15 protein-coding genes are annotated in these 16,762 nt (G+C 42.5%); all 15 read right to left on the reverse strand.

The annotated features are described in order from the left end of the window. Positions 1-4: 4 nt before the first annotated feature. Positions 5-928, reverse strand: coding sequence for a UDP-glucose 4-epimerase family protein (locus IE163_RS08675; RefSeq protein ID WP_189432278.1), 924 nt, complete (start codon positions 926-928; stop codon positions 5-7). Beyond that, on the reverse strand, positions 928-1,713 hold the full coding sequence (locus IE163_RS08680) for a glycosyltransferase family 2 protein (RefSeq protein ID WP_189432280.1): 786 nt from the start codon (positions 1,711-1,713) through the stop codon (positions 928-930). Before IE163_RS08680 ends, IE163_RS08675 begins: the two co-directional genes overlap by 1 nt. Continuing rightward, positions 1,710-2,573 carry a glycosyltransferase gene (locus tag IE163_RS08685; RefSeq protein WP_189432282.1) on the reverse strand — a complete coding sequence of 288 codons (864 nt, stop codon included), beginning with the start codon at positions 2,571-2,573 and terminating at the stop codon, positions 1,710-1,712. Before IE163_RS08685 ends, IE163_RS08680 begins: the two co-directional genes overlap by 4 nt. Beyond that, complete coding sequence (locus IE163_RS08690) at positions 2,573-3,658, reverse strand: glycosyltransferase (protein ID WP_189432284.1); 1,086 nt, start codon at positions 3,656-3,658, stop codon at positions 2,573-2,575. Before IE163_RS08690 ends, IE163_RS08685 begins: the two co-directional genes overlap by 1 nt. After that, positions 3,655-4,899: an O-antigen ligase family protein gene (locus IE163_RS08695; RefSeq protein ID WP_189432286.1), complete on the reverse strand. Its 1,245-nt coding sequence runs from the start codon at positions 4,897-4,899 to the stop codon at positions 3,655-3,657. The genes IE163_RS08690 and IE163_RS08695 overlap by 4 nt, the downstream gene beginning before the upstream one ends. Continuing rightward, positions 4,896-5,804 carry a Wzz/FepE/Etk N-terminal domain-containing protein gene (locus IE163_RS08700; RefSeq protein ID WP_189432288.1) on the reverse strand — a complete coding sequence of 303 codons (909 nt, stop codon included), beginning with the start codon at positions 5,802-5,804 and terminating at the stop codon, positions 4,896-4,898. The genes IE163_RS08695 and IE163_RS08700 overlap by 4 nt, the downstream gene beginning before the upstream one ends. A gap of 16 nt (positions 5,805-5,820) precedes the next feature. After that, positions 5,821-6,963, reverse strand: a complete 1,143-nt coding sequence (locus IE163_RS08705; protein ID WP_189432290.1) for a polysaccharide pyruvyl transferase family protein — start codon at positions 6,961-6,963, stop codon at positions 5,821-5,823. A 2-nt stretch (positions 6,964-6,965) separates the two neighbouring features. Then, positions 6,966-7,754, reverse strand: a complete 789-nt coding sequence (locus IE163_RS08710; protein WP_229833494.1) for a nitroreductase family protein — start codon at positions 7,752-7,754, stop codon at positions 6,966-6,968. 379 nt (positions 7,755-8,133) lie between these two features. After that, positions 8,134-8,718, reverse strand: a complete 585-nt coding sequence (locus IE163_RS08715) for an Lcl C-terminal domain-containing protein (RefSeq protein WP_189432294.1) — start codon at positions 8,716-8,718, stop codon at positions 8,134-8,136. A gap of 12 nt (positions 8,719-8,730) precedes the next feature. After that, a complete protein-coding gene (locus IE163_RS08720) occupies positions 8,731-10,032 on the reverse strand; it encodes a DUF1566 domain-containing protein (RefSeq protein ID WP_189432297.1) in 1,302 nt (433 codons plus the stop codon). 247 nt (positions 10,033-10,279) lie between these two features. Continuing rightward, complete coding sequence (locus IE163_RS08725; RefSeq protein ID WP_189432299.1) at positions 10,280-12,169, reverse strand: Slr4 family S-layer protein; 1,890 nt, start codon at positions 12,167-12,169, stop codon at positions 10,280-10,282. Positions 12,170-12,391: 222 nt separating this feature from the next. Continuing rightward, a complete protein-coding gene (locus tag IE163_RS08730; protein WP_189432301.1) occupies positions 12,392-14,431 on the reverse strand; it encodes a secretin GspD/PilQ domain-containing protein in 2,040 nt (679 codons plus the stop codon). 2 nt (positions 14,432-14,433) lie between these two features. Then, positions 14,434-14,955, reverse strand: coding sequence for a hypothetical protein (locus tag IE163_RS08735; RefSeq protein ID WP_189432303.1), 522 nt, complete (start codon positions 14,953-14,955; stop codon positions 14,434-14,436). A 4-nt stretch (positions 14,956-14,959) separates the two neighbouring features. After that, the gene (locus IE163_RS08740) at positions 14,960-15,505 is read right to left on the reverse strand and encodes a hypothetical protein (protein WP_189432306.1); all 546 of its coding nucleotides are present in this window, start codon (positions 15,503-15,505) and stop codon (positions 14,960-14,962) included. Next, a complete protein-coding gene (locus IE163_RS08745; protein ID WP_189432308.1) occupies positions 15,495-16,745 on the reverse strand; it encodes a PilN family protein in 1,251 nt (416 codons plus the stop codon). Before IE163_RS08745 ends, IE163_RS08740 begins: the two co-directional genes overlap by 11 nt. Positions 16,746-16,762: the final 17 nt, after the last annotated feature.

The raw sequence follows: 16,762 nt of genomic DNA on the forward strand, positions 1-16,762 counted from the left end.
TCACTTAGTCCTTAAAACACTGGGCTATACCGTCGGCAACACTTAACGGCGGCTGCCAATTAAGCGTTGTTTTAGTATGATTAATATCCACTTGTAAATTACCGCAAAACTTTTGTATCAAGGCTTTTTTACCAAAACACCCAGCGACAAAAGTTAAACATGATACTGGAACTGGCAACAACCAAACAGCCTTACCCTTTGCTAATGCCATCAGTTTAAGCAACTCTGTGGTGGAAATATCGTGATCGTCACTAACCAAAAAAGTTTGGTTAGTGGCCTTAGGATGCGTTATACAAGTTGAAATTAAGTCTACCACATTAGCTAAGGCCACAAAGCTACGCTTATTGTTAACCTTACCAAAGGGTAAAGGAAGACCGCTACTTACAAGGTTGTTTAGTTTAGAAAAATTCCCCGGTGCGCCCGGGCCATAAACTAAGGGCGGCCTAATTATAACTAGTTCTAAGCCTGTCGCTTTTGCCAGTTGGGTTAAGCCAATTTCAGCTTGCAGTTTTGATACGGCATAAGGCTCTTCTGGAGCAGGCGTATCGTTAAATTTAAAAGGAACGCTATTAGATGCACCCAGCACACCTATAGAGCTAATAAAAATAAAACGTTTCACACCATAATCAACCGCTTTTTGAGCTAAAGCCAATGTGGCTTGGGTGTTTACCCTCTGAAAATCGGCTAACGCTGCTCCAACCCGGTGTGCCATGGCCGCAATATGTATCACAACATCGGTGTTAGCTAACCAATCACACTCAGCAGGCAAATGGCCAATATCTTGTATAATAGGAACCTGAATAGCGTCGGTGCCAAAATCCACGGCTTGACGCAAAGGTGCAACAACCTGATATTGCTCTGCTAAACATTGCACTAAAGCCTTACCAATAAAGCCCGAGGCGCCGGTAACTACAATTTTTTGTGACATTACCTAATAAACACCCTGTTATAAAAAGCACTACACTTCTTTTTAAGAAAAACAATAGCAAGATAGCAGCAAAGATTGTACGACGCCGTAAACCAGTTACAGCCAGCAACCTCTCTTAGCACTCGCCAATAAAATTTAAAGGCATCGATTTTACTAGCCGACAAGGAACCTGCTCTAATGCGATAAAACCCCAAATTAGTATTAATACCCCAAGCGAAGTCAAAGCGCTTAAGCAGCTCTAACCATAAGGCAAAATCTTGTCTCTTTCGTACCAGCGGCATGTAAATTTTACCAAACGGCTCTGTGTCGTAAATAGCGGTTAAACAGCCAATATAATTATGCTTCAGTAATTGCGAAAAACGAATTTTTGCAGGTACTGCTAAAGGATCTAACGCTTGGCCGTCTTCTGTCATGGTGGTATAGCCGGTAAAACTGAAGCCAAGCTTGTGTTGCTGCATAAAGGCAATTTGTTTTTCAAGCTTATCTGTTGTCCAAATATCATCCGCATCTAAAAAGGCCAGGTAACGCCCTTTTGCTGCGGCAATGGCTTTATTACGCGATCCGGCGCCGCCTAAATTCTGTTCGTTATTAAGTAATACAATGCGCTTATCGGTTAAATACGGCTGAATAACCGCAAGCGTATTATCGGTAGAGCAATCATTAACAATCAGTAGCTCCCATTGGGTAAAGCGCTGGGATAGCACACTTTCAATAGATTCAGCAATAAAGTCGGCTGTATTGTAAGCGGGCATAATTACCGAAACTACAGGGTTCGATGCCGTCATGTAAGCCTCCGCTTATTCATAACAGCTTTAATCCGTTTTAAGCGGGTATTAAGCAGCAAAGCCAAAGCCGCCCGCCAGTTCCCTTTATTTATTAAGCGAATACAGCGCAAAAAGCCCAAGCTTTCGCCAGCCATTTTAATGCGCATTAGCTCTAGCGATTTTTTATGTTGTGGCATTAACAAAGCCTGATGTTTCTCTAAAAACAGCACTAACGCCCTAAGCCGTTTTTCTGAAGAATGGCTAATCCGATTTTGTTCATGCCCGGTATGCCAAATATAAGTCGCTGCGGGGATTTTTAAGGCAGCACCAAATTGGGCCACTAAACGCACCCAGGTATCATAGTCCTGCATGGCCGGAAAAGCAGGATCAAACCCCTGCACCGCTTTTAAACGGCTGGTAAGCGTAAATACCTGATTGGTAAATTTATTATAATGTAGCAAGCTGTTTAAATCGTGCTCACCTGTGGTAGTGGCGCGCACTATACGGCCAGCACCGGTGTCTTCTATCAGCGAGGCCGACACAAAGGCATAGGATGGCAAAAATGCATTATATAACTGCTGCAAATGATTGAGTGCAAATTCATCATCATCATCTAGGCCTGTAATAAAGGTTGCAGTTGCAGCCTGTATAGCGGCATTTCTGGCAGCACAGGCCCCTTGTGGCTGGGTATGCTGAATCACCTTAAGCTCTGGATAGCGTTTTTGCCAATCGGCCAGTACAGCTTGGGTATCGTCGGCAGAGGCATCATCCACCACTATCACTTCACTGGCCGGTAAGCTTTGATTAAACACAGAGGTTAAAGCACGCTGCAACATAACACTGCGGTTATGTGTAGGTATGTACACGCAAATAGTGGGCACTACTTATCTCCAATATAGCGTTGTAACACCGCATAAAAACGCGGCAAATTTTGATTTACATCGGCAAGCTTAGCAACCTTATCACGGTTCACTGCTTGCCACTCATTAGAAGAAGCCAAGGTTGTTACCGCCTGAGCCAATAAAGCAGCGAGTGCTGCTGGCTGATAGGTTGTTAGCCATAGTGCCGAGTTGGCCACTAACCATTCATGGTTGGCATCAATATCCGACACTACTGGCAATAACCCTATATACATAGCCTCTAATAACGACAATGGCGTGCCATCACGCTCTGGCACCGACACAAAAATATCGGCCTGCGCCATCTGCTGCAACATGGTATCTTTATCGGTATAGCCCATTACTGTTACACGACTTGCTGCTGTGGGATAACGGGCTAAGGTGGCATTAACACGGGCTATATCGGCGTTATCACCAGTGCCATACAAATGTAATAAAGCCGGCGGTGCATCGGGTTGCTGCTGCCATAAGCAAAAAGCCGCCACGATTAACTCTATCCGATACAGTGCTTGCCAATTGCGGTTAGACACCACAATCAGCTCGGCTTTGTCGGTTGCTTTAGCTTTAATAGGCAAATCGTTAACGTTGACACCATATTGAAATACTTCAATTTTCTCTTCGGCCGCCCCCAAGGCAATAAGCTTTTGTTTTAAATGCTCAGCGGGGGCATTAATCCAACTATAACGCTGCAAGGCTTTTTTAATTAAAAAACGTTTTAACTTATTTTTACTCTTAAAGGGTAAATTAACATCGCTGCCCCACACATTAAGCACCAAGTTACGCTTGGGTAACAGTAAGCTGAGTAACCCATAGGAGCTTAAATAATGAAAATTGGTTACCACAGGACGATGCCACCACCAAAGCAGCCAAAAGACAGGGGCAAATAGAAAAAAATCTAGCCGCGTACCGGTAATGCTAAACACTTTTTTCTGCATAGCTTCAGGCAGCGGTTTACCACCTTCATGTACTGTTAACACCGTTACGTTTGCAGTAGTGGTAAAGTGTTTAAACCACACTTGAATATGTTGGCTAAGTAATGGGCCAACTACAAATAAATTCTGACTCATGATTTAGAGAGTTTAATTTTGTATAAAGACATATAAACAACAGCCATTAGAAAAAAAGTTGCTTCACTTATAATAAGCGATAAATTATTCAACATTAAAACCATTGCAACAAACGTAAATAGCAAATAGATTTTGCGTGAATCCGAATTGATCACCTTAAGAATTGAATAGAAAAAAGACAAGAAGAAAAGAAAATAGATAGTAAAACCGACAATTCCTGTTTCTACCAACACTTCCAAGAAAGTATTATGAGCATAATTATCACGCATAAAAAAATTGGAGTTATAATACAAAAAATTGTGCCAACCAATACCAAATAGAGGTGATTGCTGCCAAAGCGACAGACCGTTAATCCAGATTTCAAATCTACCACTACCAGAAGCGGCTGACGATAAACGCCGTTCAATAATAGAAATAACATCATCAACGCTAGACAAGAATAAAACAGCTATATAAATAAAGACAATAAGAGAAAGCAATCCAGCAAAAAAAGAAAGTGTAAATTTTGGCCTTAGAAGGAAACGGAAAAATGAATTAATAAAAACCAACGAAAAAACAAGAATGAGAGCTAATAAGCCACCACGAGAGACTGTGAGTAAGCAACATAGTGCCAACAACACTAAACACAATATATCAAGAAACGCTTTTTGCTTTTTTAAACCAAAGTAGAAAATAAAAATCGAAGCATAATAAATAAAAATATTAGGATCTTGTACAACACCGATCAAGCGCGGAATTGCCCTATCCACTAAGACACCATAGACTCTTTGACCTTCAAAGCTTAAAACATTAATACCTATCGACTTTAAACCAATAAAGTATAAGATTAAAGAAACGCTTGAAAAAATCAAAGCGACTACTAAGAAGACACTTTCAACCTTTATATTTCTTTCTACGCAATAAAAAAGAAACGAACGAAAAACCAAATAACAAAAATATATAATTAACGCGCCAAGCGACAACCGAAAACCTTTTTCTAAATCAATAGAAAGAGAGACACTGACAAACCCAAGACAAATAAAAATCACCCAAAGAAAATCTGTAGTATTAATATTAAGCTTTAAGCGATTAAAAAAAACTAGCAACGTTAGAACAGACAAAGGCATGAAAATTTTCAAAGAAAATCCAATGTCTAAATTAATAGCAGGAATAAAGAAAGAAAATACATAAAAAAACAACCAAAGTTGGACTAAGGTTGTCTCTTTCGATTTTATGGTATTTATATCAGAAACAGTTGTCATCTTTTAAAGCTTGAGTAGAAAACGACTCCTATGCTCGACAAGATAAAGCCGCTCATAAAAAAGAGAATACATATTACAGCCCGACTAGGCGCAGCTTTTAATTCCGGCACATAAGCTGGCGACAACACTTTAAATACGTATTCTTCGCGAACGTTAGCCATCATCAGTGTTTGCACTTGTTTCTCTATTAACGTCGATAAAATTTGTTGTGAAGAACTTAAACTGTTCGCAGCAAGCTCTTTTTCTAAATAGGTTTTGCTTCTGATGGCTTCTTCGACATCTTTTGCTTTTAGGTGCTCATTGATGTCATCCACAAACCAGTTTACCCATTTAAACGCAATAGTAGGTGAAATATGCCGCATTCCAATAGTAATGATACCGGTTTTGTCATCTACAGAAATTCTTAAGGTGTTTTTAGAGAAGTAATCAAAGGCTTCCCAATCAGTTGGTTTACTCGGCTTAGTATCGGATTCCCTCAACCATACGCCTGCGGTTATATCATGAATTTCAGGATCGTAAGTAAGCGTATCGTTTTGCTGATGCCAGGAATCAGCAGCCATTAAATCGACAAGAATTTCGCGTCTATTAATAAAGTTAGTAATAAAATCATAGGAGCGCGCTAACTCTAAAGCTAGCGTCGCTTTATCAACTTCAGCGCCTGGCAATCTTAACCCAGCAAGACCCGCAATACCGCCGAATTGCGAAGCAATTCCTGATAGACCACCACCACGGCTCTCTTCAGACGGATAAAGTTTAATTTGTGACATGTAAATATTAGGCAAACTTAACGAAAAAAGTACACCTGCCACAGAAAACATAGCCGTTATGGCAATTATTACCAGTTTCTTAGCCCAAAGAACCTGGAAGAACTCCACTATCGTAACGGTTTCACGCTCAGTATTCATAAAACTTCCATCTAATCTAGATTATAGACCGTATTGTGTTCCAAAGAGCTTCAGATTGTAGTTTGTACGCATTGCGGGAATTTATAACATCAGGCGCATCAACACCAGCAATAGCCGCGTGCAACTTATCCTCAATTTCAGTAATAGTGATGTTGGCATCGATCAAGCAAGTAGACAATTGATACTCTTCATACAATCGCTCATATTTGTGGCTCCAGCTAGTACCAAGACAAGGCACACCTTGTGATAAAGCACTTACACAGCCATGAAACCGTGAGCATATTACCGCTTTGCTTGCACCAATAATACCTTTAACTTTTAGCGGATCTTGCTCGGTGATAAGCTCTATTGGCTCACCTGCCGCACGCTGTTGCACCAAAGTGCAAATGGTACCATCTGCCTCACCTTCATGATTTAACAGTACAGGTTTTAACCCCATTTTACGAATAACCTGCACTGAATTAACCAGCATATCCAAGTAAGTCTGTTGCCAAGCACCATGCTGATTACGACTACTAATCATATTGGAGTTTGGAATAATCAATACCTTTGAAAGGCCATCAGTGTAATAGTCAGGAATAATTCCTTTTACCAGATTGGTAAAATCGGGAAAACGCTGCAAGTTTGCTGTTTCACCAATTAGCTGCTTTACATGATTAAAACTACTTTCTTCTCGGGCGCAAATCAACGTCGCTTTAGGTAAGGCACGTTTTAGGTAGCGCATATCTTTTTCACGGGTAAAAGGGCCTAATGCCTGCGGTAAAAAAATATATTTTTTGCCGTGTTTAGCGGCACGAACAACTTCACCGGCCATGGCTTTGGTGGATAAAAAGCCCCATTGATCGCCATAAGCAAAGCCAGAAGCATCCAATACCACATCAATATCGGCTTCGGTTACCACACCCCAGGTACGCTTTAGCCAGTGCCGAAAAGCCTTGGGTAACGCATAGCTAAGACCATTTAAATCAATAATATTTTTACGGATAGACCACTTTTGGTAAGCACCAAGCTTGGCGCGGTTAAGATAAGAAGAGTTAGCATTAGGCGCTAAAACCAGTTGGGCATCAGGCCAGTGCTGCTGAATTTGTTGTAACACAGCTTGCAGCATTAGCTCTGCGCCTTTATTAACAAACTGCACGCCTTTAATCTCAATTAACATACTTAAATAATATCCTTAACCAATAACTTATCCGTTTTCTTTTGCGAAAATGGAATACCACCTTCAGACTCGGCATATCCTACGGCAATTAACATAATAATGCGTTGATGATATTCAAGCCCCAATTGCGCGCTAAGCATTTTTTCGCGCTGCTCTATATCAGGCCAATTAATTGGGCAACTAGACAGCCCTAAGGTTTCGCAAGCTAACATAAATTGCATGGCGGCTAAACCACCATCAATATAAATAACATGCCGATCACGTTCGGCTGGATAAGCGCTTAAATCGCCGACAACAGCAACAATACAAGGAATGTTATGCGAGAAGCCCGCCGTACCCATAGCACACTCGGCAACCTTAGCGGCTTTCTCAGCATTATTAACCACATAAAACTGATAAGGCTGTCTATTACAAGCGGAGGGCGCAAGGCTGGCAGCGGTAACGGCCTGTCGAATCAGTTCTGCGGGGATGGCCTTTTCTTGATACCACCTTACTGAGCGACGACGGCGGAATAACTGGATCAACTCATCATAATTAAGCGGAGAAGCAGGTAAAGCAGAATGCGGATAAGGCACACTGCTTCGCTTGCCCGTCTGCGCTAAGCTAGTAAATCGCTCGCGCGCTTTATCCAGAATAGTACTATTTCCTGTTACAGAAAAAAACTCAGCAAGCACGTCGGTAGCCCATTGTTTTTCTTCATGGCATAGCTCAGAGCTCTTAATAGCATCACTATAACAAGTAACCGTTTCCTGAATATAGGCTTCTGCAAAGACTGGCCTACGAGGCTGCATTATCAGCCCCTTTTCTAAACGATGAATATTACGCCTAAGCAAAACGCAGCTTTGTTTAATTTGTTTTAATGAATGATGGTATTCCAATCTACCGAGCAACACAGCGCGATGCTCACGCGCAAACTTATTGCTAAAAAACGCAAAATAGATAGAGGATAAAACGGAATTAGCCGCAAAAAACCTAATGAAATACACGTTTAACGTTTCTTTAGCGTGCTTTAACTTAAACACTAAACTACGAGGCAAAAGCTTTAAGATTAATCGTTTCATGAACTACCGTTAGCGAAAAGTTTAACAGGGCAATTTAAAAGGTAGGAGATTGTAGCGGATTGTGCTGGCAACCGCCAGAATTTACTGGCGGTTAACCCCGGTTAACGGGCTACTCAGAGGCAACCTCTCTTACTAACCTGAAAGATCTTACGGTTCCTTTGCGGGTAAAACTGGTACTAGCAGAATTAAAGTGGACAATCCAAGCACTAGGCCCATAAGCACTAGGAAAAACAGTAGTGGTGGCAGACCAAAAATTATTGCCACCAAGCCAAATTTCCTCATCAGGATCTGAGTAGTACACCCTATCGGCAATGGGAAATACCACTTCATTTACCCCGCCAGGTAAACAGCGTGCCTCAATAATCGTTTGTAATTCTTTAATGTTGGGTAAACGCCAATCAGTGTAACTTGCAAAATCAGATTGCTCTGCAATCACCAATGCATTGGCCCACGTTGCTCCTATACTGTTTCCAATGCATTTAGCGCCATCCCACACTTGCTGGTTAGAACATCTCATCCACATAAGCCCAGTCCGCTTATGAATAGCGGTACCATTTTCGAATAAAATAAAGTCTTCGGTTGGTGTGGTCGCTCTAACTTGTTGATTTTCATTAGGGCATAACGCCGCATAAGCAGAGCACATGCTAAATAAAGCCAATAACACAGCATAAAGCTTAAAAATAAAAGGTTTCATCGTATTACTCCGCTATTGGCCATTTTCTTCTGTTAGAACAGGGCCTGAAACTAACCTAACCAAGCTAGGGCTTATTTTATCGATAGTTACAATACTACCAAATCTGAAATTAACCGCTCGAACCCCCACAGGCTGCAGGGGGTGAGCTTGACTGGTGAGATAGGGTCTAGACAGAGTATTAGGGAAGTAATTGCTATCTATTGCGGGTTCATAAAAGCTATAGTCCACTATGCTAGTTAACTCTTCTGGTGTGGGTAAGCGCCAATCAGCAACGCCACAAAGTTTTAGCTCATTAATCAGCCCGCTGTAATAAAGGGTGTTTCTTTCTTTGCTAAAATCACTCTCGTAACCTGGGTTGCCACCATTTAAAGTATCATCAGGTTCATACCAATAATAGTTAAGGTTTTGATCCTGAATACTACCATCTTGCGTTTTTACTTCCCAAATAAGCCCGGTATGATTATCACGCACACAGCGCCAATCTGGTGCATTCTGTGCTACGATAGCACCAAACTCATCTAGCTTGGTAAAGTCAAAACCTGCTCTACCACTACCCTGCTTTACTAGCCCAATCACTGCATCACGCCCAATTAGTGCATCTTGATTTACAACAGAATCTGCATTACAGGCTGAAATAGTCCCTCGACTATCTGCACAAAGTGTCAAACCAGTGTCATTTAACCCACCAACAGACGTAAAAAGCGGATTAACAACGGCAAAAACCTGTTGGCTTGTGGCACTTTCAAAGGCCCCTTTGCGGGCAGTAATCACGGCAAAATACACCTGATTGTTGGTTAAATTGGCTAAGGTAAAAGGTGGCTGTAAAGAGGTAATGTTCTTTAGCGAATGACGATTTACTAAACCCAGATCATCAACCACCGGCTCCTCATCATAATAAAGGGTATAGTCAGTTACTGTTGTATCGGTGTCCCAATAAAAAGTAAGTTGTTGTTCAGCGGCTGTGACGGTTAAGTTAGTTGGTGCCACAGGTAGCAGTATAAAAGATGCAGTAATAGTACAATTTTGTGTTAACGCAGCTGTGGTATAAAGCAGCGCTTCTAAGGTGCCATTGCAACCGGTAATACTGTCTAGCGCATAGCCCTCTGTAACATTCACAGTAATTGTTAAGCGAGTACCGGCACTAAAGCTACCGCTAGCAGGTGTAAGTGCGCCTCCAATAGCCACATTAAACTCAACACGATAAAAAGTAGTTTTTGGCGGTGCTTCGCTGATGTCATTACCATTGCAGGCAGCAAGTAAAATTAGCGTAAGCAAACAGGCTGTAAGCCCAAAGGCGGGATAGTATTTATTCATCAGAAACTCCATTCTAAAGTAATACCTTAACATTAATACTATCGGATTGCAGCAGGCAATATAATAGGTACATTTAAAAGATATTAACAAAAAAATACCCAATATAGATTGGGTATAAAAAATGAAATTGGATGAATCGGTTTACTAGTAGCTCAATAATTAAGCCACAACTGTTAGATAGAAACAAGGGGTTTAGTAAAATAAAAAAGCCACCCGAAGGTGGCTTGGTATAATCAACTAAGATTAATTATGGGTTACAGTTCAGGATGAAGCTTAATGCAGCAGCAGCATTACCTGAAGCAGTAGCTTCGCCACCTGTAACGTCACCAACAACAGAACTCAAGTCAACAGTACCGTTGGTAGCGCCAGCTACAGCAGCACATACGGCAGTTTGAACTTCAGCAGCTGACAGGTTGTTTAAGCCGTCAACAGAAGCTTGAGTAGCTAAAGTAGCTAATACAAGTTCCAGTGCAGCCTGAGTATCAGATACGTTAGCTGAAGTAGCTAAGTTCAGACCTTGGATATCTGCAACAGACAGGTTCTCTAAACCGTCAACAGAAGCTTGAGTTGCTAAAGTAGCCAGGATAGCTTCGATTGCAACTTGTGCGTCAGTTACGTTAGTAGCAGTAGAAGCACCGTACGTGTTCAGAGCAGCAGCAACTGCAGCTTCAACGTTACCAGCACTTACGTTGTTCAGTTCGTCGATTTGAGTTTGTAAACCAGCAACTTGCTTAGTTACAACTGAATCGTTCTGTACCCAACCACGGTCGTTGCCACCTACGTTGTAAGCAGAGTAAACCTGGATATCAGAAGCTGAAGCGTTAACTAATACTGTTAAACCAGCATAACGGGTAGCAGCGCCACCGTCTGTTAAGCCTTTAGCAGCCATAGCATTACGGATTTGACCAGCGATACGAGTAACGCCTGGTAATGCCTGAACCATTAAATCGTCTTTAGTTAAGGTAACTACAGTACCGTTCTCTAACAATACGTCTACTGTTACTGCAGCGTAATCAGTGTCGTTGTTAGCAACAGACTGAACATCAGCAGTATTCGTTACTGTGATGATTTGGCTGATACCAGAAGTGGCATTAGCACCAGTACGGTTGAATGGCATGTAAGGGATAAAGGTTTGTGAAGCATTGATGCCCCATGAACCTAAACCAGTAGCAGCTGCAACCACTTTAGACGCAGTAGCAGGGCCGTCAGAGTAAGTTACTTCAGTGGCTAAAGTGAAACGCTGTGTTGGTAATACAGAAGCACCACCGTTAGCCGCTGTGTCGATATCCACAGTTACTGAACCGTAGTCATCACAGTTAAAGGTGATAGCAGAAGCAGTAACAACAGCATTAGCTAAACCAGAACAACCAGTGATATCAATAACACCGTTAGCGATAGCATTAGCTGGGTTTACGATCCAGCCAAAGTTACCTGTTACGGTATATTTAACTAAGTCTAAGTCAGCATCAAAGTCGAAACCGCCACCGTTGTCAGTTAAAGCAAAAACACCAGTGTCATCAGTTTCAGCGTTAACGAACACTAAACGATCAGCTTCAACATCGATAATTTGATCAAATAATGTGGTAGCAGCTACAGTAAACTGTGATTTCAGGTTGAACAGGTTATCCTGCGCAGCACCTTCTAAAGAACCAGCATTAGCATTGTTGTTTAACTGTGCAGTAAAGGTTACTGGCATACCAGAGTTAGCTGTTACAGCAGAACGCTCGAAAGTAACAGTGCTAAATGGGATAGTTTGACCAGTAGTTTTTTGACTTGGCGCACCAGCGATATCTGTTACACGGTAAGTAACAACGTTACCAGTCTGGTTTAATTTACCTAAAGTAATACCTTTAAGGCCATTAGGGAATAAAACAGGATCTTGACCAGTAACAGTGATGTTAGCTGGTAACTGGTTAGTTGGCGCAGCAGCGAAAGTAATAGTAATAACGTCATTTAACGTATATTCAGCGCCAAGCACTACGTTAAGGTCGTTAGAAGTTAAAGTACCAGTTGGTGCAACTTGTAAGTATTCAGTAGAAACCACTACTGCAGTGTTATCAACCGTTGCTGCCATAGCTTGACCAGCAAAACCGGCCACCGCTAGTGCTAACAAAGACTTTTTGAACGTTTTTGTCATGTTATTCTCCAATTTCATGAAATTGAGATTATTAGCTTCTTGCCAAATCTCGTAAACAACTTAAAGCTGTCGCCATGATTATTATGAATCTCTCTTACTATGTCAATCATAGAAAAAGATTTTTGTGTGTTAAACACCCTTAACAATAACGTTTATTCGTTAATTGGCAAAACACAATAGCTTTACCCGAGTTATTAACGCCGTATTGCATGGTTGAGTAACTTATTCGTCCAGTGTTAGGCTTGTCAAGCCCTCGGCGAATTTTTTTCTTATCTGATACCAATCGTCTACGGTATCGATAATTCTGGGGGTAATAAAAATAACCAATTCGGTTTTTTGCTTTTGCTTATTTTCACCCTGAAATAGCTTACCTAAAAGCGGAATTGATGCAAAACCAGGCACATAGCTGTTGCCACTGGTATTATTTTCGGAAATAAGCCCACCTAGCAAAATCGTTTGGCCGCTGGTAGCAATAACCTCGGTTTTAATATTACGCTCAAAAATACTGGGCGAGCCCTGCACACTGGGGCCACCGCTGGCAATATTCGATATTTGCTTATCTATTTGCAGTACCACCAGGCCCTGGGCATTAATATTAGGCTGCACATTTAAATTCACCCCAGTTTTGCGATACACCACATTAATGGTTTGAGTGTCAAAATTGGGATTGGTGGTGGTAGAGCCAATGGTTGGGATGTCGTTACCTACAGTAATGCTAGCCGCTACACCATCTCGTACTACTAACGTAGGGTTAGATAATACATTTACTAAGTTAGTCGAGGCCGATAAAGCCGCCACAAATTGCTTGGCACTACCTATGCCAGTAATTTTTAAGCCACTCATTTCGCTTACACCCAGCGCGCCTAGGGTGCCAAAGTTAATGCTGCGCCCTTCACCGCTTAATACATTACGGATGGCAAATTCGAAGCCCATGGAAAATTCGTCAGTAAGAGTAACTTCGGCAATAACCGCATCTAACAAAATTTGTTTGGGCATGGTATCTAGGCGGTTAATAATAGGTCTTAAGGCGGCATAAGAAGCGCCATTACCATAAAACATCAGGGTGTTAGAGCGTTCATCTACGTTTAAGCGTAAATCGCCACCGGCTAGGGCTTGCACTAACTGCTGGGCTTGCGCGGTACGTGTATCGCGTGCCTGATTGCCCTGCGCACTCGTGTTAACATTACCTAACAACGGCTGTAAAGACGCACCTAAATCGGCTGCCCTAGCGTACCGCGGGTGATATAAAAAGAACTGCTTTTGATCACCTTTTGCCGGCTTATCGAGTTGTCTGGCCCAGTACTCTGCCCGGTCTAGCACAAATTCGTCGCCAGCAAACAAGGCTACAGCACCTAATTGGCTGATGGGCACCATTAATAAGGCACCGCCTTGCGCAGCGCGGGTATTAGCAGTAATGCCTTCGGCTTGTAATAGTTCGGTAAGTTGTTTAATAAAGTCATCGGGAGTTACATACACCAACTCGGTAAGCCCAATAAAGCGGCCACGGGTTGAGGGTATATCTAAAAGGTTAATTAAATCGAGCGTACGAATAATTTCTGCGCGGCTACCCTCGATAAAGGCGGCATTCTGCTCGTTATCCATAGTAATAGTGGCGCCGCTAAGCGCGCGCAGGGTGCGCTCTAAACTTAATTTTGCGCCAAAGCGCAAGGGCGCAATTTGCAATATAGGTAAATGGGTATCGGGTACATCTTGTGCCGCACGCCCAAAGCCAATGATCACATCGTTACGCGTTTTATTATCGCGAGGGTGGATAAAGTATACGTTGTCGCGCAGGGTTATCGATAAGTTCTGTTTTTCCAACGTTTGTGCAGCAATACGAAATAACTCTCTGCTACTAATAGGCTCGGAAACATTTAACGATACAGGTTGTGGTGAGCGAATGTTTTCCGCAATAACATAATTAATCGCTAACGACTGACCAAAAACCAATTGAATAAAGTCTGGCAATGGCAGTTGGTTTAACGCTATTTGGTGGCTGTCGTTGGCGGCAAAGTTATTCGCTAAATCAGCCGAGCGCTGGGTAGCTGTGCGGCTCGTCATTAGGCTATTTAACCGGTTAAAGCCGGTTTGCGCCGCGGGTGCCTCCTCGTAATCATCACTAACTTGTTCTGAGATAGGGCGTTCGTCTGCCATTTTACCTGGATCAAGACGTAAAGACACATCCGGTGAGGCACAGCTACCTAATAAAAAGGTTAACGCAATGGCACCGCTTAGCCGCAGCGAGCTGACATAATTAATCATAATTATTCTCTGTTAGAAATAGGTTCAAATACAACGAGTACAATAGGCTCAGCGTTTGGTTCACGGGTATCGGCTAGGCTTACCTGTTGGTTAGCGATTTGCGCAACCTTATAGTAACCAAACAGCTCGCCCTGAGTGTAAGGCGCGAAACGTGTGGTATTGTTTTCAATAATTTCAAATAATGCAACAGCCTGTTTTGCCGAATTTAACCAAGTCCCTCTTATGCGCAAATGCTGGTTTTCTAGCTTGGTCGCCCCCTCAGGCTCGGTAGCCAGCGTTTCAGGCGTGATTTGCGCCACAGCTTGCTGCTGCCATGATGCCAGCGACTCGCTTAGCATAGGTTTTGCTAATGGTTTTACTACCGGCAAACTAAACTCGCGTTCTGATGGGGTGCTGTCTGGCGGCGATACATAAACATGCTGTACAAAGAAAATCACTAACATTAAGCAAGTTGCACCCAGCAACACGCTGTACGGAAATTGGGTTAACTGCTGTAACTGTGTCCGGAAACTTGCCATATCCATAATGTTATTGCCCCCCTTTTATTGCAGTTACATTGAGCATTAAGGTTAGGGTTGCTACTTCGGATAAAATTCTGTTGGCTTGGGCGCGTTGCGCAAAGGTAAACTCTACTACTTCGATCGATTCGTTTGCGACTACAAACTCGTTAAATGCTTTAAAAAGCTGTGCCGGATGACCGGTGCTGTTAAACCTTAACTGATGCACTTCAAAGGGGCCGTCATCCGTGGTAAGTAGCCAGTCAAAGTTACTTACTTCAAGTTTATTTGCAGAAAAATTAGTGCTAATAATTCGCTGGATACTCAAGCGAAATAATGGCCCGTTGTTAGCACGGGGAAATAAACCTTGTTGTTCTTTTAATTGTTGCTCTAATGGTGTTAGCAACTCTTGCTGCAACGGCGCTAGCTTTAAGGTGCGTTCAGCACGCTCTAACTGGCTCATTACCATTTGTAAGTCTTGCCTTAGCAGCTGCTGATGCTGTAATAACGGTTGAATTACAAACTTTATTACAGCCAGTAAGGCTAATAAAAACAGCAATGCTTTTTTATTTTTCACTTGCTACCTCAGCAGTTTGTTCAGTGTTATTTTGCTTTTGCTGGGTTTCTGGCGGCAACATAGCTGCCTCCGCTGCGGCAGTTGCTGCAGTAGCTTGCTGCTCTAACCACTGGGCGTAACGTTGCCCTTCCACCGTTAACTTTAATGAGAAACTTTCGCCGGCTCTTATCTGGCGTACCGGGTTAGTAAAGTCAGCATCTGAAATGTATGGTTGAGCATGCAGCCACTCTAGTATTGCTGCCGCCTCAGGAGCCTGGCCAAACAGGGTTAATACTTTGCCATCGTAGATGGTATTAGTAAAACCGACCTCTTTTGCAATAAGCTCAGCTAAAATGTGCCAAACCGCCAAGGCGTTGTAATGATCAGCTCTTTTGGCGTCAAATTGGTTAACCTTACGGGTAAGCTCTTCAAACTGGCTGCGGGTAGCTACCGCGTCATCTATGTTAAGCGAGATACTGCTCAGTTGTGCCTGATAGCTGCTAATTTGGCTGCGCAAATATAGCTCCGCGCTTGACAAGTACACCAAGCCACTGAACAACAATACGCCAGCAAAGGCTGCCCAAGGCTTTTGCTTTTCACTACTGTTGGCAATATTGGCAAGTTGTTGTAATTCAGCAAAGGAGAAACCTTTAAACAGCTTAAATAGGCTCAGGCGTAGCGCATCTTCTGTAATGTTTTGCAATACAGCGTCTGCTGGCGCCCCCAAGGCAATTGCTGCTCTTGCCGTATCTGGCAATAAAGGGCTTAACTTGATGCTTTGCCATAGACCATCCGGTGTTGTTATTTGCGCAAAGGCCTGGTCACGCATTTTTGCCGATACCAATAATTTCGGATAATGCTTATTAATCAGCAAGGTTTCGGGAATAATTAATTTTGCCTGGCTAGCAAAGTCTAATAAGGCCGGTTTAAACTGTATGACCAAAACATCGCGTTTACCATCGGTGTAATCGCCCAGATAGAGCTGACAGCTATTACCAAATTCTTGTTTGGCGATTTTTATAACATCTGCTTTGTTATTAACCGGATAACTTTTTTTCTGCTCCGAGTACCAGTGCCTCGACACCAAAACTAATGGCGGTAATTTTGCGTGAGTAGTCGCAATAGTCAGGTTAGTGGATAGCCATTGTAGCTGAGCTTTTGGCTCTAAGCGATAAAACACGCCTGACGCATCAAGATACCCAAGGGTGTTGCCTGTTAGCCAAGCTGAAAATTTGTGCCATAGTGCAAAAATGTTTTTCATACAATTTACTGATTAAC

The sequence above is a fragment of the Alishewanella longhuensis genome (assembly GCF_014653435.1).
Lineage (GTDB): Bacteria > Pseudomonadota > Gammaproteobacteria > Enterobacterales > Alteromonadaceae > Alishewanella > Alishewanella longhuensis.